The sequence below is a fragment of the Bacillus sp. AR13-1 genome (genome assembly GCF_008042285.1).
Taxonomy (GTDB): Bacteria; Bacillota; Bacilli; order Bacillales; family Bacillaceae_G; genus Bacillus_A; species Bacillus_A mycoides.
The window spans coordinates 12,221-35,594 of record NZ_QNUA01000055.1; the positions used below are offsets into that span (position 1 = coordinate 12,221).

At 35.8% G+C, this 23,374-nt stretch carries 23 protein-coding genes and 2 tRNA genes; all 25 read left to right on the forward strand.

Features of this window, described 5'->3' with window-relative positions; translation table 11 throughout:
- Positions 1-62: 62 nt before the first annotated feature.
- The 25 genes from yabG to hpt all read left to right on the forward strand — a co-directional run bounded on the left by yabG (position 63) and on the right by hpt (position 23,290).
- The gene (gene yabG / locus DN408_RS28990) at positions 63-926 is read left to right on the forward strand and encodes a sporulation peptidase YabG (protein ID WP_002009651.1); all 864 of its coding nucleotides are present in this window, start codon (positions 63-65) and stop codon (positions 924-926) included.
- A 238-nt stretch (positions 927-1,164) separates the two neighbouring features.
- Positions 1,165-1,428, forward strand: a complete 264-nt coding sequence (gene veg / locus DN408_RS28995; protein WP_002009653.1) for a biofilm formation stimulator Veg — start codon at positions 1,165-1,167, stop codon at positions 1,426-1,428.
- Between the two features lie 91 nt (positions 1,429-1,519).
- Positions 1,520-1,699, forward strand: coding sequence for an acid-soluble spore protein SspF (sspF, locus tag DN408_RS29000; RefSeq protein WP_002094215.1), 180 nt, complete (start codon positions 1,520-1,522; stop codon positions 1,697-1,699).
- A gap of 196 nt (positions 1,700-1,895) precedes the next feature.
- Positions 1,896-2,765: a 4-(cytidine 5'-diphospho)-2-C-methyl-D-erythritol kinase gene (gene ispE / locus DN408_RS29005; RefSeq protein ID WP_012260164.1), complete on the forward strand. Its 870-nt coding sequence runs from the start codon at positions 1,896-1,898 to the stop codon at positions 2,763-2,765.
- A 54-nt stretch (positions 2,766-2,819) separates the two neighbouring features.
- Positions 2,820-3,668: a pur operon repressor gene (purR, locus tag DN408_RS29010; RefSeq protein WP_002091587.1), complete on the forward strand. Its 849-nt coding sequence runs from the start codon at positions 2,820-2,822 to the stop codon at positions 3,666-3,668.
- Positions 3,669-3,791: 123 nt separating this feature from the next.
- On the forward strand, positions 3,792-4,166 hold the full coding sequence (locus tag DN408_RS29015; protein ID WP_000869819.1) for a RidA family protein: 375 nt from the start codon (positions 3,792-3,794) through the stop codon (positions 4,164-4,166).
- Positions 4,167-4,318: 152 nt separating this feature from the next.
- Entirely contained in the window at positions 4,319-4,612 is a 294-nt protein-coding gene (spoVG, locus tag DN408_RS29020; RefSeq protein WP_000454042.1) for a septation regulator SpoVG, read from the forward strand.
- A 324-nt stretch (positions 4,613-4,936) separates the two neighbouring features.
- Positions 4,937-6,316, forward strand: a complete 1,380-nt coding sequence (gene glmU, locus DN408_RS29025; protein WP_002091584.1) for a bifunctional UDP-N-acetylglucosamine diphosphorylase/glucosamine-1-phosphate N-acetyltransferase GlmU — start codon at positions 4,937-4,939, stop codon at positions 6,314-6,316.
- A gap of 18 nt (positions 6,317-6,334) precedes the next feature.
- Complete coding sequence (locus DN408_RS29030; RefSeq protein WP_002091580.1) at positions 6,335-7,288, forward strand: ribose-phosphate diphosphokinase; 954 nt, start codon at positions 6,335-6,337, stop codon at positions 7,286-7,288.
- Positions 7,289-7,360: 72 nt separating this feature from the next.
- Positions 7,361-7,921 (forward strand): aminoacyl-tRNA hydrolase, encoded by a 561-nt coding sequence (gene pth / locus DN408_RS29035; protein WP_087943057.1) that lies wholly within the window; start codon positions 7,361-7,363, stop codon positions 7,919-7,921.
- Positions 7,922-7,991: 70 nt separating this feature from the next.
- Positions 7,992-8,216: an anti-sigma-F factor Fin family protein gene (locus DN408_RS29040; RefSeq protein WP_002091576.1), complete on the forward strand. Its 225-nt coding sequence runs from the start codon at positions 7,992-7,994 to the stop codon at positions 8,214-8,216.
- Positions 8,217-8,321: 105 nt separating this feature from the next.
- A complete protein-coding gene (mfd, locus tag DN408_RS29045) occupies positions 8,322-11,852 on the forward strand; it encodes a transcription-repair coupling factor (RefSeq protein ID WP_002130216.1) in 3,531 nt (1,176 codons plus the stop codon).
- 135 nt (positions 11,853-11,987) lie between these two features.
- The gene (gene spoVT, locus DN408_RS29050) at positions 11,988-12,524 is read left to right on the forward strand and encodes a stage V sporulation protein T (protein WP_002009670.1); all 537 of its coding nucleotides are present in this window, start codon (positions 11,988-11,990) and stop codon (positions 12,522-12,524) included.
- Positions 12,525-12,755: 231 nt separating this feature from the next.
- The gene (locus tag DN408_RS29055) at positions 12,756-14,357 is read left to right on the forward strand and encodes a putative polysaccharide biosynthesis protein (RefSeq protein ID WP_078178523.1); all 1,602 of its coding nucleotides are present in this window, start codon (positions 12,756-12,758) and stop codon (positions 14,355-14,357) included.
- 12 nt (positions 14,358-14,369) lie between these two features.
- Positions 14,370-15,830 (forward strand): bifunctional methyltransferase/pyrophosphohydrolase YabN, encoded by a 1,461-nt coding sequence (gene yabN / locus DN408_RS29060; protein ID WP_002009675.1) that lies wholly within the window; start codon positions 14,370-14,372, stop codon positions 15,828-15,830.
- A gap of 14 nt (positions 15,831-15,844) precedes the next feature.
- Entirely contained in the window at positions 15,845-16,120 is a 276-nt protein-coding gene (locus DN408_RS29065) for an RNA-binding S4 domain-containing protein (RefSeq protein ID WP_070140508.1), read from the forward strand.
- A gap of 79 nt (positions 16,121-16,199) precedes the next feature.
- Positions 16,200-16,487 (forward strand): sporulation protein YabP, encoded by a 288-nt coding sequence (gene yabP / locus DN408_RS29070; RefSeq protein ID WP_003186823.1) that lies wholly within the window; start codon positions 16,200-16,202, stop codon positions 16,485-16,487.
- A complete protein-coding gene (gene yabQ / locus DN408_RS29075; RefSeq protein WP_002091573.1) occupies positions 16,484-17,137 on the forward strand; it encodes a spore cortex biosynthesis protein YabQ in 654 nt (217 codons plus the stop codon). The genes yabP and yabQ overlap by 4 nt, the downstream gene beginning before the upstream one ends.
- The gene (gene divIC, locus DN408_RS29080; protein ID WP_002091572.1) at positions 17,134-17,493 is read left to right on the forward strand and encodes a cell division protein DivIC; all 360 of its coding nucleotides are present in this window, start codon (positions 17,134-17,136) and stop codon (positions 17,491-17,493) included. The genes yabQ and divIC overlap by 4 nt, the downstream gene beginning before the upstream one ends.
- An 87-nt stretch (positions 17,494-17,580) precedes the next feature.
- Entirely contained in the window at positions 17,581-18,066 is a 486-nt protein-coding gene (locus DN408_RS29085) for a S1 domain-containing RNA-binding protein (RefSeq protein ID WP_002009683.1), read from the forward strand.
- 159 nt (positions 18,067-18,225) lie between these two features.
- Positions 18,226-18,299, forward strand: a tRNA-Met gene (locus DN408_RS29090).
- 13 nt (positions 18,300-18,312) lie between these two features.
- Positions 18,313-18,384, forward strand: a tRNA-Glu gene (locus DN408_RS29095).
- 261 nt (positions 18,385-18,645) lie between these two features.
- Positions 18,646-21,117 (forward strand): stage II sporulation protein E, encoded by a 2,472-nt coding sequence (gene spoIIE / locus DN408_RS29100; RefSeq protein ID WP_078178524.1) that lies wholly within the window; start codon positions 18,646-18,648, stop codon positions 21,115-21,117.
- A gap of 203 nt (positions 21,118-21,320) precedes the next feature.
- Positions 21,321-22,751, forward strand: a complete 1,431-nt coding sequence (gene tilS / locus DN408_RS29105; RefSeq protein ID WP_016119038.1) for a tRNA lysidine(34) synthetase TilS — start codon at positions 21,321-21,323, stop codon at positions 22,749-22,751.
- Positions 22,748-23,290 carry a hypoxanthine phosphoribosyltransferase gene (gene hpt, locus DN408_RS29110; RefSeq protein WP_000981846.1) on the forward strand — a complete coding sequence of 181 codons (543 nt, stop codon included), beginning with the start codon at positions 22,748-22,750 and terminating at the stop codon, positions 23,288-23,290. The genes tilS and hpt overlap by 4 nt, the downstream gene beginning before the upstream one ends.
- The last annotated feature ends 84 nt before the right edge of the window (positions 23,291-23,374 follow it).

Sequence of the window (23,374 nt, forward strand, 5' to 3'; positions counted from 1 at the left end):
ATACTTTAAAAACAGGTAAGATGGCCTAACGAGTTTGGAGTTTGGAGTTTGGAGGTAGGAGAATGGATTTACATGTTGGAGAATTAGTTGAACGATATTCTCATAATAGGGATATTCTTTTTCGTATTATAGAAATAAAAGGCGATATGGCAATATTATTTGGAGAGGAAATTAGACTTGTGGCGGATGCACCACTTGCAGATTTAGTTAGTATAGATCAACGAGAACATAAAAATAGAGTGAAGCGTGAAAAAGAAACGATGGAGCGTACTTACCGGTTGTTTCAGCAAGATTACGTGTTGATGAAACAAAGACATGAACATAATTCAACTGGTGGATATACAAGTGAAGTGAATTATTTTCAAATGCCAGGACGTGTGTTGCATATAGATGGAGATCCTTTATATTTGCGCAAGTGCTTAGATTTATATAATAAAATAGGCGTTCCTGTTCAAGGTATTCATTGTAAGGAAACGGAGATGCATGAAAAGGTAGTAGACTTAATAGATCATTTTCGCCCAGACATTTTAGTTATTACAGGACATGATGCATATACAAAGTCAAAAGGAGTTATGGGAGATTTAGCAGCATATAGACATTCTAGACATTTTGTACAGGCCGTTCGAGAAGTGCGGAAAAAGTATCCATCGTTAGATCAACTCGTTATTTTTGCTGGGGCTTGTCAATCACACTTTGAGGCGTTGATTCGGGCAGGTGCTAATTTTGCTAGTTCACCGTCTAGAATTAATATTCATGCTCTAGATCCTGTATATGTAGTTGGCAAAATTAGTTTCACTTCATTTATGGAAAGAGTAAATGTATGGGACGTTGTGCGTAATACAATTACTGGCGAAAAGGGACTAGGCGGAATTGAAACAAGAGGGATTTTACGAACAGGATTGCCCTTTCAACATTATGACGAATGAGCAAGGTACATACGTATCTTGCTTTTTTATGTGGAAATGATTTAAATGAGTCTGGATAAAAAGCGGCAAGAACGTGCAGACTATACAATGATACTTTTAGAATATAGTATTTCTTCTATCTATTTGAACGCATGATGCTTTTATAATGATATTGTCTGTGAATTGCGGTTAATAATTGGGATAGATATATCGTGTTTTAAGTGTTCAATCTAAATTACAGCGAGGTGTAGCAAAGTATATGTCAAAACGTTTAGATGAAATTAAAAGCGAATTAGATCACCATCTTGGACAGCGACTTATGTTAAAGGCAAATAGTGGGAGAAGAAAAACTGTGGAGCAATCAGGTGTACTTGCAGAAACGTATCGTTCTGTGTTTGTTGTACAATTAGACCAGCAAGAAGATGCATTGCAACGTGTATCTTATAGTTATGCAGATGTTTTAACAGAGACAGTAGAGCTAACATTTTACGATGAATCTCAAAATGAAGTATTTTATAATTAATGTATTTTTCGTTACATATATTCCCATAAATGAAAAGCTATATTATTTTGCATACTAATTATACCGTAGCAAAATAAGGAGGGACTCTGCATTGAGTAGACGAAGAGGAGTCATGTCAAATCAATTTAAAGAAGAGCTTGCAAAAGAGCTTGGCTTTTATGATGTTGTTCAGAAAGAAGGATGGGGCGGAATTCGTGCGAAAGATGCTGGTAATATGGTGAAACGTGCTATAGAAATTGCAGAACAGCAATTAATGAAACGAAACCAGTAGTTGTAAGATACTTTCTATGCTACGGTAGCCGAGGAGAGATTCCTCGGCTTTTTGCACGCTAAAAGGTGCCGTCATTTGACATAAGTAGTTTCATTCTGAATGCTTTTCGATATAATTAGGGAAGTGTCATCGTCTTACTATAAATTTATGGTAAAATAAACGATAAAAGATTGAGTACATAGAGTGGGTGAATAGATTGAAGCTACTAGTGAAAGCACCAGCAAAGATTAATCTGTCGTTAGATGTACTGGGAAAAAGACAAGATGGATATCATGAAGTGAAAATGATTATGACAACAATCGACTTGGCAGATCGTTTAGAGCTAACGGAATTAGCAGAAGACCGTATTGAAATTTTGTCCCATAATCGGTATGTCCCAGACGACCAACGCAATTTAGCTTATCAAGCAGCGAAATTATTAAAAGTGAAGTTTAATGTAAAAAAAGGTGTGTCTATTACTATTGAAAAAACGATTCCAGTAGCCGCTGGATTAGCAGGTGGAAGTAGTGATGCAGCAGCGACATTACGTGGCCTTAATAAGTTATGGAATTTAGGGCTAACAATCGATGAATTAGCAAAGCTTGGCGCAGAAATTGGGTCAGATGTATCGTTCTGTGTATATGGTGGAACTGCTATTGCCACTGGAAGAGGAGAAGAAATTGAACATATAAAGACTCCGCCTTCTTGTTGGGTTGTTTTAGCAAAGCCCCACATTGGTGTATCTACTGCTGACGTGTACGGAAATTTAAAATTAAATCGTGTTACTCATCCAAATGTAGATAAAATGGTTGAAGTCATTAACCATGGCGATTATAAAGGAATTTGTGATACTGTTGGTAACGTTTTAGAAGATGTGACGTTTGCGATGCATCCCGAGGTTGCACGTATTAAATCACAGATGAAACGCTTTGGGGCAGATGCCGTATTAATGAGTGGAAGTGGCCCAACTGTATTTGGTCTTGTACACCATGATTCGCGAATGCACCGCATATATAACGGGTTAAAAGGATTTTGCGAGCAAGTATATGCAGTGCGTTTATTAGGAGAGCGAGAAACGCTTGAATAAAGACGTATAATACGTTATGATTTGTTTAGAATATTCGTGATTTGAGGTGAGAGTATGAAAATTAGACGAAGTACAAGATTGGTCGATCTGACGTATTACTTGTTACAAAATCCTCGTCAGCTAGTTTCTCTCACTTTTTTTGCTGAAAGGTATCAATCGGCTAAATCTTCCATTAGTGAAGATTTAGTTATTATTAAGCAAACGTTTGAACAACAAGGTGTCGGCACATTGCAAACGGTACCAGGAGCAGCAGGAGGAGTGAAATATATTCCTTATATAAGTGAAGAAGAGGCAAATCTAATTATTAACGAGCTTTGTAGCTTATTTGAAAACCCAGACCGTATTTTGCCTGGCGGTTACTTATATATGACGGATCTTTTAAGTAATCCTCGCCAGATTAATGGCGCAGGTCGTTTATTTGCTTCTGTTTTTGCTAGGCAACCAATTGATGCGGTTATGACGGTAGCGACAAAAGGAATTCCGCTTGCTTATGCAGTAGCGAACTACTTAGATGTACCGGTAGTAATTGCGAGAAAAGATAATAAGGTAACAGAAGGACCCACTGTTAGTATTAACTATGTATCAGGTTCCTCTAAGCGAATCCAAACGATGACTTTAGCAAAGCGTAGCCTTCCAGAAGGGTCCAATGTTTTAATTATTGATGACTTTATGAAAGCTGGCGGAACCATTCAAGGTATGATGAGCATGCTAGAAGAGTTTAAAGCTAATGTTGTTGGGATTGGCGTATTAGTAGAGTCTACGGATATTGAAGAAAGACTTATTAATAACTTTGTATCATTAATTCGTCTGTCAGAAGTTGATGTGAAAGAAAAAGCGATTCAAGTGGAAAAGGGGAATTATGCACTTGCACCATTTGATAAAGGGCTTGTAGAGGCTGAGTAAAAAGGTAAAGCAGATAGCTTTACCTTTTTTTATTCCTATTTATAAATTACAAAATAGATGGACAAACTGCCTTTGGTACACTATTTTTAAAGAGTAAAAATAAATAATAAAAGGGTGAAAAGTATGAAAGTTGTTCAAACAAGCAAAGCACCACAGGCAATCGGACCATATTCACAAGGGATTATTGTAAATAATATGTTCTATAGTTCAGGACAAATTCCGTTAACGGCAAGTGGAGAACTTGTAACAGGAGATGTAACAGTACAAACAGAGCAAGTATTTGAAAATTTACAAGCAGTATTAGCAGAAGCAGGTGCTTCATTTGATACAGTGGTAAAAACAACAGTATTCTTGAAGGATATGGATGATTTTAATGCTGTTAATGAAGTATACGGTTCTTATTTCTCTACTCATAAACCAGCGCGTTCTTGTGTACAAGTAGCAAAATTACCGAAAGATGTTTCTGTTGAAATCGAAGTAATTGCCCTAGTTAAGTAACTCTTTGTAAGCGATAACCTCTACTAATCCTTATATTCAACTACAATAAAAATTTTTATCTTAAAAATTTTTAAAAAATTAAAGGGAAAATAGAAATTTTGTGGAATTTATACAAATATATCGCTTATTTAGAAAAGGGTGGTGAACACAAGATGGAAGTGACTGACGTAAGATTACGCCGCGTAAACACAGAAGGCCGCATGAGAGCAATTGCCTCTATTACTCTAGACCATGAATTTGTTGTTCATGATATTCGTGTAATTGATGGTAATAATGGATTATTTGTAGCAATGCCAAGTAAACGTACTCCAGATGGAGAATTCCGTGACATTGCACATCCGATTAATTCTAATACACGCTCTAAAATTCAAGATGCGGTTTTAACAGAGTATCATCGTTTAGGCGAGTTAGAAGAGGTTGAGTTTGAAGAAGCAGGCGCTTCGTAAAATTCGAATGAAAAGGGCTTTTGAAAGAAAGTCTTATAATTTTGTAGCAAACTCCTGTAAGCATTTACAGGAGTTTGTTTTTTTTTGAATAATACACGTTTCTAATTATAAAAATTCATATTTTGAAAAAATAAAGATGAAAAACTTCTAATTTTTTCAAAATCATTTAAAATAGTATAGCTTATTCCTTAAAAAAGATACTAAAGAGTAAAACATCTTATAAGAATTATGGTAAAATTTAATAGTTATAATGTGTTTCTTGAAATATATGATGATTTAGGATAATATCGTTAATGGATAAATAGGTTGCGATGGAGGGTCTATATGTCAAACAGATTTGCAGTGATTCTAGCTGCAGGTAAAGGCACACGTATGAAGTCCAAGCTATACAAAGTGCTGCATCCTGTATGTGGAAAACCAATGGTACAACATGTAGTCAATGAAGTATCTCAATTAGGATTGCAGAAACTTGTAACAGTCGTTGGACATGGTGCTGAAAAGGTACAAGAACAGCTAGGAAACGTAAGTGAGTTTGCATTACAAGCAGAACAACTTGGTACAGCTCATGCTGTCGATCAAGCTGCAAGTGTACTTGCAAATGAAGAGGGAACAACTTTAGTTATTTGTGGTGATACACCTCTAATAACTGCTGAAACGATGGAAGCATTGCTTCAGCAACACGAAGAAGCGGGAGCAATGGCGACGGTACTAACAGCGTACATAGAAGAGCCTGCTGGATATGGCCGTATCGTTCGTAATGAGAATGGTCATGTTGAAAAGATTGTTGAGCATAAGGATGCGAATGAAAAAGAATTAGCTATTAAAGAAATCAATACAGGTACGTATTGTTTTGATAATAAAGCTTTATTTGCTTCACTTTCTAAAGTTTCAAATGATAATGTACAGGGCGAATATTACCTTCCGGACGTTATTGAAATTTTAAAAAATGAAGGTCATATTGTATCAGCTTATCAAACAGAGCACTTCGATGAAACGTTAGGTGTTAACGACAGAGTCGCTCTATCGCAAGCGGAAATTATTATGAAAAATCGTATCAACAGAAAGAACATGGTAAATGGTGTTACAATTATTGATCCAAGTAACACATACATTTCTGCGGATGCAATTATTGGTAGTGATACAGTTCTTCACCCAGGAACGGTTATTGAGGGGAACACTGTAATTGGTTCTGATTGTGAAATTGGACCGCATACAGTAATTCGCGATAGTGAAATTGGAGATCGTACGGTAATTCGTCAATCTACTGTACATGACAGCAAACTTGGTACAGAAGTATCAGTTGGTCCATTTGCACATATTCGCCCAGATTCAGTTATTGGAGATGAAGTGCGCGTTGGAAACTTCGTAGAAATTAAAAAAACTGTTTTTGGTAATAGAAGTAAAGCTTCACACTTAAGTTATATCGGGGATGCACAAGTTGGAGAAGACGTGAATCTTGGTTGTGGTTCAATTACGGTGAACTACGACGGCAAGAATAAATTTAAAACTGTAATTGGTAACGGGGTATTTATTGGATGTAATTCAAACCTTGTTGCTCCTGTAACAGTTGAAGATGGTGCTTATGTGGCAGCAGGCTCTACAATAACAGAGAATGTTCCATCAAAAGCATTATCAGTAGCACGTGCACGTCAAGTTAACAAAGAAGACTATGTTGATCAATTGCTGAATAAGAAAAAATCATAATGTGGAGGGTTAATCTAGATGTCGACTCAATATCTAAATTCTAATTTGAAAGTATTCTCTTTAAACTCTAATAAGGAACTTGCTGAGCAAATTGCAAAGCATATTGGAGTAGGACTAGGAAAATGTTCTGTTGATCGTTTTAGTGATGGAGAAGTTCAAATTAACATTGAAGAAAGTATCCGTGGTTGCGATGTATTCATTATTCAATCTACAAGCTTCCCAGTAAACGAACATATCATGGAATTACTTATTATGATTGATGCATTAAAACGTGCATCTGCAAAAACAATTAATATTGTTATTCCTTACTATGGTTATGCGCGTCAAGACCGTAAAGCGCGTTCTCGTGAACCAATTACATCGAAACTTGTAGCAAACTTGCTTGAAACAGCAGGTGCAACTCGTGTAATCACTCTAGATTTACATGCTCCGCAAATTCAAGGATTCTTTGATATCCCGATCGACCACTTAATGGGTGTACCGATTCTTTCAGACTACTTTGAAGCAAAAGGCCTTAAAGATATCGTAATCGTATCTCCTGATCACGGTGGTGTAACGCGCGCTAGAAAAATGGCGGATCGCCTAAAAGCGCCAATCGCTATTATTGATAAGCGTCGTCCTCGTCCGAATGTATCTGAGGTAATGAACATTATCGGTAACATCGAAGGCAAAACAGCAATTTTAATTGATGACATCATTGATACAGCTGGTACAATTACATTAGCGGCAAACGCTCTTGTTGAGAACGGTGCTTCTGAAGTATATGCTTGCTGTACACACCCAGTATTATCTGGTCCAGCAATTGAGCGTATTCAAAATTCGAATATTAAAGAGTTAGTTGTAACGAACTCTATCGTATTACCAGAAGAGAAGAAAATTGATAAAGTACATGAACTTTCAGTTGCTCCATTAATCGGAGAAGCAATCATTCGTGTATACGAAGAAGAATCTGTAAGTGTATTATTCAATTAATTGGATAGAATGAGACGTAACCAAGCTTGGTTACGTCTTTTCGTATCGAAAAAAGAAAGTAGTGGTACAAGAATGAAATTAATAGTAGGACTTGGGAACCCAGGTAGAGAATATGAATTAACAAGGCATAATATTGGATTTATGGCAATCGATGAACTTGCAAAACGTTGGAGTATTTCTTTGAATGAACAAAAGTTTAAAGGGGTATTTGGCGCAGGTTTTGTTAATGGGGAAAAAGTAATCTTACTAAAGCCACTTACATATATGAATTTATCTGGGGAAAGTATCCGTCCACTCATGGATTATTATAAAATTGATGTCGAGGACTTCATTGTTATGTACGATGATTTAGATATTCCTGTAGGTAAATTACGCCTTCGCATGAAAGGTAGTGCGGGTGGACATAATGGTGTGAAATCAACAATTTCACATTTAGGAACACAAGAATTTCAACGTATCCGCATGGGAATCGATCGTCCGAAAAATGGGATAAAAGTAGTGGATTACGTATTAGGACGTTTTACATCTGAAGAAATATCTGGCGTTAATCAATCCATTGAAAATGCAGCAGATGCATGTGAGGAATGGTTAAATAAACCTTTTCTCCAAATCATGAATACTTTTAATAGTTAAGCGCACAATCTGGAATATTTTATTTTGTTTTATCCCATACTAGTAGCAATTGGATATTTAGGAGGCTAGTATGGAAGGTTATTATTACTGTAGACATTGTGGAAGTAATGTGGGCTCCATTATCGCAGAAAAAGTATATAGCGACGTTTTGTTTCAACTAACAGAGCAAGAAGTAGTGGATATGATTCATTTTCATGAGAATGGAAATATATATATAAAAACGATTTGTGAATCGTGTCAAGAAACGCTCGCATCTTATCCTGAGTATTATGAATATGAAAAATTTCTGCAATAAAATGTTGTCGCTTTGGCATGTCCAAAGCATTTTTCTGTTTTCTTTTTCCAAAATATTTGCATAAAATATAGTAACTTGCTCTTTATGTTGAGAGGAGTTTTGAAAATGATAGGTTTATTAGAGCAATTTTATAAAAATGAAGAAATACAATCGGTTATTAATGGGCTAGAAGATGGGTTGAAAGAACAACTTGTATCGGGTATGGCAACATCCTCTCGTTCATTATTAATGGCAGCTTTATATAAAAAGACAAAGCAATCACAACTTATCGTGACGCACAATTTATACCAAGCACAAAAAGTACATGAAGATTTAGTGGCGTTACTTGGTGAAAAAGATGTTTGGCTATATCCGGTAAATGAATTGATAGCATCGGAGGTTGGTGTTGCAAGTCCAGAATTGAAGGCACAGCGTATTGAAGTGTTAAATCGCTTAGCTGCAGGAGAGAATGGGATTATTGTAGCGCCAGTTGCAGGGCTGCGTAGGTTTTTACCAATAAAAGAATTATGGAAGCAAAGGCAAATTGAAATCAATCTAGGGCAAGAGATTGATTTAGATGCACTCTTGCATACTTTACATCATATTGGCTACGAGCGTAAGTCAATGGTAGAAGCTCCAGGAGAGTTCAGTTTACGCGGGGGAATATTAGATATTTACCCATTAACGGAAGAATTACCGTTTCGTATTGAATTCTTCGATACAGAAGTCGATTCTATTCGATTGTTTGATGTGGATGAACAGCGTTCTCAAGATAAAAAGGAAAGTGTTAAGTTCGGTCCAGCAACAGAGTTTTTATTTTCACAGGAAGAATTGAAATCGGGAATTAAGCATCTTGAAGAAGGTTTGACTAAGACGATGCAAAAGCTTTCCGATGATAAATTAAAGACTACTGTGCTTGAGACGGTTAGTCATGAAATTGAAATGTTGAAAAACGGGCAGAGCATAGAACAAATGTTTAAATATTTATCTATTTTCTATAAAGAACCTGCTAGTCTGATAGATTATTTACCAGAAAATGGTGTTGTGATTTTAGATGAGATTTCCCGTATTCAAGAAACAGCATCACATCTTGAAACAGAAGAAGCGGAATGGTATATCTCACTTCTTGGCGAAGGAACAATTATTCAGGATTTATCTTTCTCCCACTCGTTTGAGGAGTTTCTTCATAATAAAAAAAGAAGTTTTGTATATTTAACGTTATTCTTACGCCATATAGCACACACACATCCTCAAAATATTGTAAATGTGACATGTAAAACGATGCAAGATTTCCACGGACAGATGCATTTGTTAAAAACTGAAATTGATAGATGGAATGAAGGTAATTTTACGACCGTTGTGCTTGGAACAGATGATGAACGTGTAAAAAAACTACAACATATTTTAAGTGATTATGATATTGATGCAGACATTGTAGAGGCGACAGATATCTTATTGCCTGGAAGGTTACAAATTGCTGTAGGTGATTTACATGCAGGCTTTGAAATGCCGATGCAAAAGTTTGTTGTCATTACTGAAAAGGAGCTTTTTCATAAGAAGGTTAAAAAATCACAACGTAAGCAAAAGTTATCTAACGCTGAACGTATTAAAAGTTATTCGGAATTAAAAGTTGGAGACCATGTAGTTCATGTAAATCATGGTATAGGTAAATTTTTAGGTATTGAGACATTAGAGATTAATGGTGTTCATAAAGATTATTTAAATATTAAATATCAAGGTAATGATAAGTTATACGTTCCAATTGAACAAATTGATCAAGTGCAAAAATACGTAGGGTCTGAAGGTAAGGAACCAAAAGTTTATAAATTAGGCGGAAATGATTGGAAGAAGGTCAAAACGAAAGTTGAAAAATCTGTACAAGACATTGCAGATGACCTAATTAAATTATATGCCGAGCGTGAAGCTTCGAAAGGTTATGCATATACACCAGATACGGCAGAGCAACAAGAGTTTGAATCATTATTCCCATATCAAGAGACAGAGGATCAATTACGTTCTATTGAAGAGATTAAGAAAGATATGGAACGCGGACGTCCGATGGATAGGCTTCTTTGTGGTGACGTAGGATATGGAAAGACGGAAGTAGCTATTCGTGCGGCATTTAAAGCAATTATGGATGAAAAACAAGTTGCGATTTTAGTACCAACAACAATCCTTGCACAACAACACTATGAAACAATTCGAGAGCGTTTTCAAGATTACCCGATTAATATAGGGTTACTAAGTAGATTCCGCACACGAAAACAACAAAATGAAACGATTAAAGGTTTAAAAGATGGAACGGTGGATATTGTAATCGGAACGCATCGTATTTTATCTAAAGATGTTACTTATAAAGATTTAGGACTTCTTATTATTGATGAAGAACAAAGATTCGGCGTTACACATAAAGAAAAAATTAAACAATTGAAAGCAAATGTTGACGTGTTAACATTAACGGCAACTCCGATTCCACGTACACTTCATATGTCTATGCTTGGTGTGCGCGATTTATCTGTTATTGAGACACCACCAGAGAATCGTTTCCCAGTACAAACATATGTAGTAGAGTATAATCCAGCGTTAATGCGAGAAGCGATAGAGCGAGAGTTAGCAAGAGGCGGTCAAATTTACTTCCTATATAACCGTGTGGAGGATATTGAAAGAAAAGCAGATGAAATTTCGATGTTAGTTCCAGATGCTCGTGTAACATACGCACATGGGAAAATGAATGAAGGTGAATTAGAGTCTGTTATGCTATCGTTTTTAGAAGGGCAGCATGATGTTCTTGTAAGTACAACAATTATTGAGACGGGTGTAGATATTCCGAATGTAAATACATTAATTGTATTTGATGCAGATCGTATGGGATTATCGCAGTTGTATCAGCTTCGTGGTCGTGTTGGGCGTTCTAATCGCGTCGCGTATGCATACTTTGCATACAAACGTGATAAAGTGTTATCGGAAGTTGCAGAGAGGCGTCTGCAAGCAATTAAAGAGTTTACAGAGCTTGGATCCGGTTTCAAAATTGCGATGAGAGACTTATCAATTCGTGGTGCGGGTAATTTGTTAGGGGCAGAACAACATGGATTTATTGATTCTGTCGGATTTGATCTATATTCTCAAATGTTAAAAGATGCAATTGAGCAACGTAGAGGAACAGACGGAGTTGAAAATACCGTTAATGTTGAAATTGATTTAGAAGTAGATGCATATTTACCGGATGCGTACATTTCAGATAGTAAACAAAAAATTATGATGTATAAACAATTTAGAGGTATTTCTGCAATTGAAGATATTGAAGAGTTGCAGGAAGAGATGATTGACAGATTTGGTGATTATCCACAAGAAGTTGGTTATTTATTACAAATTGCAAACATTAAAGTGTTGGCGATGAAAGAAAAAATTGAGTTAATTAAGCAAAATAAATTTGAAGTAACATTCCTGTTTTCTGAACAAGCGAGCCAAAATATAGATGGTGGAAAATTATTCATGCTAGGAAGTAGTTTTGGCCGTATGATCGGTCTTGGTATGGAGGGGTCACAATTGAAAATTGTGATGAAAACGAATGGATTAGAGACGTCGAAATGGTTAACAATTGCTGAAAATTTATTAAAAGGCTTGCCAGATGTAAAAAAAGAAGTAATAAATGCCTAATATAAGATAAAAAATACAATTCGACGTGCATAGAAGAACTAATGTGTAAAATACTATGTTTAATAGTTGGTGATTTTTACATGAACAGGTAAATTCACCACTTTGATCATCAGTAGAAAGTGAGGCAGCATTAGAATGAAAGCAACTGGAATCGTACGTCGAATTGATGATTTAGGCAGGGTAGTAATTCCGAAGGAAATTCGTAGAACTTTACGTATTCGTGAGGGAGATCCACTAGAAATATTTGTTGATCGCGATGGAGAAGTGATTTTGAAAAAATATTCTCCAATTAGTGAACTAGGTAATTTTGCAAAGGAATATACGGAAGCTTTATACGATAGCTTAGGACATAATGTGCTTGTATGCGATCGTGATTCTATTATCGCAGTAGCAGGCGCATCTAAAAAAGAATACTTAAATAAAAGTGTTGGCGATTTAATTGAGAAGACAATGGAAGAGCGTAAGTCTGTAATTATGACAGATGAAAGCGAAATTTCAATTATTGATGGAGTAACAGAAAAAGTGAGCTCTTATACAATTGGCTCGATTATTGCAAATGGAGATCCAATCGGAGCTGTCGTTATCTTCTCTAAAGAGGCTATTATAAGTGAAGTAGAGCATAAATCAGTAAATACAGCTGCAAGCTTTTTAGCGAAACAAATGGAGCAGTAGCGAAGTGTAATTTCTATAAGTAGCAATCTTTCCTAATTATGATATTTCTATTTGAGAAATTAACTATTTGGAGATATAAGTATATTGAACGAAGGTAGCGCTTTGCTACCTTTTTTCATTGAATATTTTTGCTGTTGAAAGAAGTCAGTGAATGTAAGGAATATGAAGGAGAGCCAGTTTTTCTTTGTGATATAATACGAGGGGTGAGAATAGAAAAAGGAGTTTTCTTGTATGGAAGCGAAGAAGTACCAAGCCTTTTGGCGTGGGGCTATTATATTAACAATCGCAAGTTTTGTTACGAAGGTATTAAGCGCTTTTTACCGTATTCCATATCAAAATATAGCGGGTGATGTTGGTTTTTATATTTACCAACAAATTTATCCGTTGTATGGATTTTGTTTGATTTTAGCTACTTATGGGTTTCCCATTATTATTTCAAAAATGGTCGCAGAAAGATTAGAACGAGGAAAACAAAAAGAAGCAGAAGAAATTATTTGTGTATCTTTTTGGTTTTTATTAGGAATTGGATTTATAGGGTTTTTCACATTATTCTTTGGGGCCGAAACAATTGCATCGGCTATGGGCGATATACATTTAAATAAATTATTACGTGTTATTTCGTTTTCATTCCTACTAATGCCATTTTTATCTGTAGCGAGAGGATATTTTCAAGGTTTCAATAATATGATGCCGACGGCTGTTTCGCAAGTAATTGAACAAACGATTCGTGTTTCTATTATTGTATTTTTATCACTATTCCTTATTGCTCATGGATTTGATTTATATACAGTTGGTGCGGGTGCCATGCTAGGTTCAATTGCAGGCGGGCTTATTGGGATTATCGTACTTTTACTTTATATGCGTCATGATTTCCATGCTATTTTCTTCAAAAGATGGAAGGGAATTAGAAATAAAAAAGGAATTGTTCGAATCCTTTTTTGGCAGGGATTAGCGATTTGTGTTAGTAATTTAGTCCTTATTTTTATACAAATGGCGGATTCTATTTCCTTGTATACTTTGCTTATTCGTGCGGGAGAGCAAGTTGAAAATGCAAAGGTACTAAAAGGTGTTTATGATAGAAGTATCCCGCTTATGCAATTAGGTACTGTTGTGACAACTTCTTTCTCATTGTCACTTATTCCTATTATTACAGCGGCGAAAGAAAGAGGAGATCTTTCATTTATTCAAGAAAAGGTAAAGTTAGCAATGAAAATAACATTTGTTATTGGATCTGCAGCTGCTATTGGATTAACTTGTATTATTCAACCTACAAATATTATGTTGTTTGAAAATAGTGATGGATCAGATGTGTTATCGATTTTATCTTTATCTATTTTATTTAGTTCATTGTCAATTACAACTGCTTCCATTTTGCAAGGAGTGGGACAAACATTAAAACCAGCAATATTCGTTGTATTTGGAGGTTGTTTGAAGTTAGTTTTAAACTATATATTAATGCCGTATTTTGGTGTAAAGGGAGCTGCAATTGCAACTTTAGTTGCGCTTATTGTAATTGCCTTGCTAAATAGTGTGTTACTTATGCGAGCTGTATCGGAGCCGCTTATTGATAGGCGGAATATGTTAGGTGTAGCTATTAGTGGTATCGGTATGGGGTTTGTATTAATAATCTTTATGCGTATGTTACGAATGTCCGGATTAGTAATTGATACAGGACATAGAGGAATTGCGACGCTTGAAGCGCTGTTAGGTGTAGCTATCGGTGGATTAGCATATATGTTTTTAATTTTAAAATTACGTGTATTTACAAAAGAAGAATTAGGAAACGTTATGAAACAAGAGAAAAAAGAAGGTTCATTGAAGAAGAGTGGATAGAGGTGACTGGTTGTGAGTGGAATCATTACTATTTTAGGATTAGGTGCTGGTGAGTTAGATCAGTTAACAATGGGTGTATATCGAAAGATAAAAGAAGCAGACCATATGTTTGTTAGAACGAAGGAGCACCCAGTTATAGAAGAATTGGAGAAAGAAGCTATAAAGTATACGGCCTTTGATAATGTATATGAGGCACATGATACATTTGAAATCGTATATGAAACAATTGCGAATACATTGCTAGAACAAGCTAAAGGCGCAGAAATTATTTATGCTGTTCCAGGTCATCCGCTTGTAGCAGAAAGAACAGTTCAGCTACTTTTGGAAAAAGGAGAAGCAGCAAATATTGAAGTGCGAATTGAAGGTGGACAAAGTTTCCTTGATCCGATGTTCGCAAGTCTAAAAATTGATCCGATTGAAGGGTTCCAATTAATTGATGCTACATCATTTGAAAGAGGACAATTAGAATTACGTCAACATTTAATCTTTTGCCAGGTGTATGATGCATTCGTTGCTTCAGATGTGAAGCTAACGTTAATGGAGATTTTGCCAGATGATTACGAAGTGTATATCGTAACAGCTGCAGGGACTTCATTCGAGCAAGTGAAAAAGGTATCGTTATACATGTTAGATCACGAAACAGAATTAAATAATTTAACGAGTGTGTATGTACCGCCAGTTAAGGAACGTGCGTCCTTATATCAGCAATTTGATGTGCTTAGAGCAATTATTGCTGATCTTCGTGGACCGAATGGTTGCCCATGGGATAAAAAGCAAACTCATCAATCTTTAAAGAAATACTTAATTGAAGAAGCGTATGAAGTGCTAGAAGCAATTGATGAAGAGGATGATGATCATTTAGTAGAAGAACTAGGTGATATATTATTACAAGTTATGCTTCATGCCCAAATTGGAGAGGATGAAGGTTGGTTCTCTATAGATGATATTATTCGGACTTTAGCTGAGAAAATGGTTCGTCGTCATCCGCATGTGTTTGGGGATACGGATGTAAATAATGCTGATGAAGTGATTGCAAATTGGGAAGAAATTAAAAAACAAGAAAAGGGATTCGTGAAAGAATCTGTTTTAGCGGGTATTCCAAAAAGCTTGCCACAACTAATGCGTGCTTATGAAATTCAGAAGAAAGCTGGAAAGGTTGGATTTGATTGGGTTGATGTGCAGCCGATGATAGAGAAGGCCTTAGAAGAATGGCAAGAATTCCAACAAGAAGTTGTAAACATGGATGAGAAAAAGATGCTAGGTGAATTTGGTGATTTACTATTTGCATTTGTGAATATAGCTCGTCATTATAAATTAGATCCAGAAGAAGCGTTACGTTCAACTAATGAGAAATTTATGGATCGCTTTTTATACATGGAAGCAAAAGTAGCTGAAATGAATAAGGAAATGCAAGATTTATCATTAGAACAGTTAGATATTTTATGGGAAGAGGCAAAACAAACAGAGCGTTAATAGGGGGATTTGATATGCGTCTAGATAAATTTTTGAAAGTATCACGTTTAATTAAAAGAAGAACATTAGCAAAAGAAGTGTCTGACCAAGGAAGAATTTCGATTAATGGCCAAGTGGCAAAAGCGAGTTCAGATGTGAAGGTAGAGGATGAATTAACAATTCGTTTCGGGCAAAAAATAGTAACTGTGAAAGTAAATGAATTGAAAGAAACAACTAAAAAAGAAGAAGCAGCAAACATGTATAGTCTCGTTCGTGAGGAAAAGGTGAAAGCGGAAGAAGGCTTGTTCTAAAATAGGTTAGCCCTTCATACATTACTATTAGCTAGTATAAAGCTATGGGGGGATTTTCGTGAATAATGGTTACTCACCTATGTCTTCTAATCAACAAAATGTTTCGGTAGAGCATGATATTATTATGCGTGGCAGGCGTGTAATTGATATTACCGGTGTAAAGCAGGTAGAGAGTTTTGATAGCGAAGAGTTTTTACTCGAGACTGTAATGGGTTTTTTAACAATTCGTGGTCAAAATTTGCAAATGAAGAATTTAGATGTAGAAAAGGGTATTGTATCAATTAAAGGGAAAGTTCATGAAATGCTGTATATTGATGAGAACCAAGGGGAGAAAACTAAAGGCTTCTTTAGTAAGCTGTTTAAATGAGCCTAACAATTCAGTTGTATACAATGCTTTCGATGATTGGAATGGGTGCTTGGATTGGTGCTTCTTTAGATACATACCAACGGTTTTTAAAGCGCCAAGAGCGTAAACGTTGGCTTGTATTTATACATGATATACTATTTTGGATTGTCCAAGCATTATTCGTTTTTTATGTATTACTGCGTGTAAATGAAGCCGAACTACGTATATATGTATTTTTGGCGTTACTATGTGGTTTTGCAGCATATCAAAGCTTATTGAAAGCACTATACATGAAGATGTTAAATTTTCTCATCTATATTTTTGTACAAACAACACAATTTTTTGTTCGAATTATACAGCTACTCATGATAAAACCTGTTATTATTATAGCACAGCTATTTATTGCATTTATATTATTCTTATTTCGTATACTGCTTTCAATTGGACATGTGTTATGGAAAATGGTGATTTGGATATTACTTTTCATATGGAAAGTTTTTTTCTCGCCTGTTCGGTTTATTGCTTCGCTCATATGGAAACTTCTCCCTAATCGTGTTAAACTTTTTATAATGAAGCATGTAGGGTTCCTGCAATATGTAGCAAAATTGAAGGGACATATCTTCCAATTATGGGTGCGTATAAAAAAGAAGTTAGGGGGACCTCGGAAATGAGGGAACTGAGACAAAGAACAATCGACAAACAGAGTCCAAATCCTGTTAAAGAACATATAATACAAACGGATGAGAACAGGAAGCGACTTTATCGCCGTTTAGCGGTTTTTCTTGTCTTTGCTTTTACAATTATTGCTAGTATTAGTGTGACGTTTTATCAACAAAACAGTTCCATTAAAGCAAAAGAAGCAAAAGTTAAGGACATGAAAAAAGAACTGGATTCATTAACGAAAAAAGAAAAGAATCTAAAAGATGAAGTTCAAAAGTTGAATGATGAAGAGTACGTTTTAAAGATTGCTAGAAGGGATTATTTCTTCTCCGGAAAAGGGGAGATAATTTTTCCTGTTTCTAAGTAGAGTATGTCTTATTGACACTGTATTTTAGGATTATATATAATAAAGTAAAATTTGACTTTTTAACCACTAAGGAGGAGCATTTTTTTTATGTCAATCGAGGTAGGCAGCAAGTTACAGGGTAAAGTAACAGGTATTACAAATTTTGGGGCTTTTGTGGAGCTGCCAGAAGGCTTAACAGGTCTTGTTCATATTAGTGAAGTTGCTGATAATTATGTGAAAGATATTAACGATCACTTAAAAGTAGGCGACCAAGTAGAAGTAAAGGTTATCAATGTTGAAAAAGATGGCAAAATTGGCCTATCTATTAAGAAAGCGAAAGAACGTGAAAAAACAGAAGGAGATCGTCCACGCGGTGAATACCAACGTGGTGGTGATCAACAACGTTCTGGACGTCCACAACGTAATAATCGTTCTTCCAACAGAGATAACCGCGGTGGCGGTAACGAACGAGCTCCAAAAGAAACATTTGAGCAAAAGATGGCACGCTTTTTAAAAGATAGTGAAGATCGTTTAACTTCTTTAAAGCGTAACACAGAATCTAAACGTGGTGGCCGTGGCGCACGTCGCGGATAATAAGTCCGTTTAATTCTTAACATATAGAGAGGTACCCAGAGTAATTACTCGGGTACTTTTTTATGTGAGAGAATATATTTTTAAAAAAGTTTTTGAGATGTATTGACTTTAAAATATATCTGATGTAATATACTAATTGTCCGTTAAATACGACGACATGGCGGTGTAGCTCAGCTGGCTAGAGCGTACGGTTCATACCCGTGAGGTCGGGGGTTCGATCCCCTCCGCCGCTATATTTAATTTAACGGCCCGTTGGTCAAGTGGTTAAGACACCGCCCTTTCACGGCGGTAACACGGGTTCGAATCCCGTACGGGTCATCTAAAAAGATCATGCAAATTTGCATGGTCTTTTTTTGTTAAATATAAATTAAGACGTACAATACTTCTACAAAATCACCCTATATTTTCTGAACATTCTTTCAACTCGCTTTAAATAAATTAAATACTATGTATATATGTAGATTTATTTCGAATAAAAAGTCGAACGATTATAAAAGTCAAAACTGTTGTTTTGACAAAAAAACCAATAATCATCTTTTATAATAACAGTAATTAAACTATGCAGGTGGTGTTAAAAATATGCCTAAAGCAGGAAGGAATACTATGAATACAAGTGCATTGGCGATGAATGAAAGTCAGCTTGGAACAATAAAGTGGACGAGTAAGTTGCGAATGAAGTTTGAAAAAGTTTTCTTTAGATGGGGATTCATTATTGCTGTTATTGGTTTTCTTTTGGGACGAGCATATATATTAACAAACATTTTACCGTTTGCATTGCCGTTTTTTGCTGCTGTTTATGTTATGAAGCGAGATAAAATGCCGCTCGCGTTCTTAGCCCTAATGGGGGGAGCACTTTCAGTTTCAATAGATAATTTATTTTTTACTTTTGCATCTATCTTTACCTTCTTTATTTATAATATCTTCTTTAGTCGGTTTACACGTAAAACTGTTGGACTTGTACCATTCCAAGTATTTATCTCCGCATTAACCGCACATTTAGTTGTTGTATATTTTGCACAGCAAACCGTCACCATGTATGATCTGCTCGTCAGTACGATCGAAGCGGGGCTTAGCTTCGTATTAACGATGATATTTTTACAAAGTGTTCCGCTTTTAGTGGAAAGGAAAGGGAAGCAACAAGCGTTAGAAACAGAAGAAATTGTTTGTTTAATTATATTACTAGCATCTGTTTTAACGGGCACAACGGATTGGTTTGTTTATGATGCTTCTATTCAACATATTTTCACTAGATATTTAGTATTAGTATTTGCCTTTATTGCAGGGGCAGCTACAGGGTCCACGGTAGGAGTTGTCACTGGGTTAATATTAAGTTTAGCAAATGTGGCGAGCTTGTCTCAACTTAGTCTCCTTGCCTTTTCAGGATTGCTTGGGGGATTGTTAAAAGAAGGGAAGCGTATAGGAGTTAGTTTAGGTTTATTAATTGGTACAAGCTTAATTACATTATATGTAGACAAGCAAACAAGTATTGTAACAACTTTAATTGAATCTGGTGTAGCGATTGTTTTCTTCTTATTAACACCGAAGCTTGTTATGGATCGTATTGCTAAATTTATGCCGGGTACACAGGAACATTCACAGGATCAACAACAATATTTAAGAAGAGTGCGCGATGTTACAGCAAACAAAATCAATCAATTTGCTAATGTATTTGCTGCTTTGTCTAATAGCTTTTCTGTATACGGGTATGTGGAGGAGGAAGATAAAGAAACAGAAGCTGATTTATTTTTAAGTACAATTACTGCAAAAACATGTCAAACATGCTTTAAGAAGGATCAATGTTGGGTAGTTAATTTTGATAAAACATACGATTATATGAAACAAATAATGAGTGAAACAGAAGAAGGAACGCTGCAGCATAATCGGAAGTTAGTTCGTGAATGGGACAAGCATTGTGTGAGAGGGAAGAAAGTAACGGATTTAGTAGCGGGTGAATTAGATCACTTCTATGAGGGGCAGAAATTAAGAAAACAAATGAAGGAAAATCGTAGAATTGTAGCGGAGCAATTACTAGGTGTATCAAAAGTGATGGAGGATTTCGCTAAGGAGATACAACGAGAAAGAGAGAACCATCAAGCGCAGGAGGAGCAAATTTTACAAGCGTTTCGTGATTTTGGTGTCGAAGTGGAGCATGTTGATATTTATTGTTTAGATAGAGGAAGTATTGATATTGAAATGTTGATTCCGGCTGCATCTAATGAACATGGGGAATGTGAGAAGTTGGTTGCTCCAATGCTTTCAGATATTTTAAAAGAGAATATCGTCGTTAAGCATGAAGAGAAATCCTCATATCCAAATGGGCACAGTTTAATATCATTTGGTTCAGCGAAGACATATTCTCTTGATACAGGATTGGCCACAGCTGCAAAAGGTGGTGGGTTTGTTTCAGGTGATTCCTACGCGATGATGGATTTGAGCGTTGGTAAATATGCACTTGCGATTAGTGATGGTATGGGAAATGGACAAAGGGCTCATATGGAGAGTAGGGAAACGGTAAAATTATTACAAAAGATACTTCAATCAGGTATTGATGAAGAAATAGCGATTAAGTCCATCAATTCGATTCTTTCTTTAAGGACGACAGAGGAGATGTATACAACGCTTGACTTGGCTATGGTAGATTTGCGGGATGCGAGTGCGAAGTTTTTAAAGATTGGATCGACGCCGAGTTTTGTTAAACGCGGAAATAATATTTTGAAAATTGAGGCAAGTAATTTGCCGATGGGAATCATTGAAGATGTTGAAGTTGATGTGGTTGGTGAGCAATTAAAAACGGGTGATCTTCTTATCATGATGAGTGACGGCATCTTTGAGGGAGCGCAACATGTGGAGAATCACGAATTATGGATAAAACGTAAAATTAAAGAACTACAAACAGAGGACCCACAGGAAATCGCTGATATTATTATGGAAGAAGTAATTCGCTCTGGTGATGGTTATATAAATGATGATATGACTATTGTGGTGGCGAAAGTAAAGAAAAATATGCCGAAGTGGGCTACGATTCCAATAGTAGGAATGCAGGCGCAATAAAATAATCAAAAAACCTAGGTAGATGCCTAGGTTTTTTTGATTAAAAAGGTAATGTGATTACTTTGTTAAATATACAGGAGGGATGTAAGATAAAAATATGGATTTTGTACATCTTTTTTTTGCACAATGTTTGTAAAAGTTGTACCATTATATACAAGGTAACTAATGTTGTTGTTCTTGTTTAATGAAAGGTGATTGCGAAGTTGAAAGATGCATTTGTTGAAAAAGTAGATGACTTTGTAAAGCAGCATGATGTATTAAAGAAACATTCAACAATTGTTGTAGGGGTTTCTGGTGGTCCTGACTCTTTGGCTCTTTTATATTATTTGTTAGAAAAAAGGGCAGAAAAACAGCTAGAAATTGTAGTAGCACATGTGGACCATATGTTTAGAGGTAATGAATCTTATGAGGATTTACAGTTTGTACAGGTTCTTTGCAAAGAGCTAGGAGTTATTTGTGAAACGCTAAGGATTAATGTGTCGCAATATCAACAGCAATATGGAATGAATGCACAAGTTGCAGCTAGAGAATGCAGATATGCATTTTTGGAAAGAATAATGAAGAAATATGATGCGAGATATGTAGCTCTTGGTCACCATGGAGATGATCAAGTAGAGACGATTTTAATGCGCCTTGTACGAGGGAGTACTCCGAAAGGATACGCAGGCATTGCAGTGAAGCGATCTTTTCATAATGGATATTTAATTAGGCCGTTACTTGGGGTAACTAAGGAAGAAATTGTTGATTACTGTAATAAATTAAAAGTTATTCCGCGTATAGATCCGAGTAATAAAAAAGAAGTATATACAAGGAATCGATTACGTAAATATGTCCTTCCTTATTTGAAAGAAGAAAATCCACAAATGCATGAGAAATTCCAAAAATTTAGCGTGCAGATGCAAGAGGATGAGGCTTATTTGCAGGAATTAGCTTTTGAGAAAATGAATAAAGTAATTACAAAAAAAAGCGATAAACAAATTAGCTTATCAATTCCTGCCTTTGAATCCATGTCTATGCCTTTACAAAGAAGAGGGATTCAACTAATATTAAACTATCTTTATGAATATAAGATTCCATCTTCGCTTTCTTCTATACATATTGACAAGGTGATTGAATTTTTTAAGCGGGCACAACCTTCAGGTTCACTAGATTTTCCAGGTGGTTTGAAAATTGTTCGCACATACGAAGAATGTGGTTTTGGATTTAAACAAGAAATTGTTTCTCCTTTTTCGCAAGATTTATCAGTACCTGGGACAATTATATTGCCGAATGGGGATAAACTTGTAACAGAGGTGAGCGAAGATATACCGAGTAACATGAATGAAACAGTATTTGTTGCTAAGTATAATGATATATCGTATCCACTTCGTATTCGGTCTAGGGAAAATGGAGATCGCATGTCAATGCAAGGTATGGATGGTACAAAAAAGATAAAAGCTGTTTTTATCGAAGCGAAAGTACCAAAAGAAAAAAGAGAAGAATGGCCGATCGTTTGTGACGCAAGTGGAAATATTATTTGGGTACCCTTGTTGAAACGATCTGCGTTTGCTACTTCGAAAGAGCTAGCAAAGAAGGGTAAATACATGATTATTCACTACAAAAGCAAGGAGTCTTCCGGGAGGATAATGAAATGATGAATCAAGATATCGAAAAAGTATTAATTTCTGAAGAACAAATACAAGAAAAGGTGCGCGAACTAGGTGCAGTTATTGCAGAGGATTACAAAAATACAGTACCTCTTGCGATTGGTGTACTAAAGGGTGCAATGCCATTTATGGCAGATTTATTAAAGAGAACAGATACATATCTTGAAATGGATTTTATGGCTGTATCTAGCTACGGTCACTCTACAGTTTCGACAGGCGAAGTAAAAATCTTAAAAGATCTTGATACTTCGGTAGAAGGTCGCGATATTTTAATCGTTGAAGATATTATTGATAGCGGTCTTACACTAAGCTATTTAGTGGATCTGTTTAAATATCGTAAAGCGAAATCTGTAAAAATTGTTACTTTATTAGATAAGCCAACAGGCCGTAAGGTTGATCTGAAAGCAGATTATGTTGGATTTACTGTTCCTCATGAATTTGTTGTAGGATATGGATTAGATTATAAAGAGCAGTACCGTAATCTTCCTTATGTAGGAGTATTAAAACCAAGTGTTTACTCAAATTAATTAAATATAGGCGTTACAATTGTATAGGAAATTTTTTTTATGTTACGATTTACTATAGTGTTTATGCCGTGAGAGGAGGTTAGG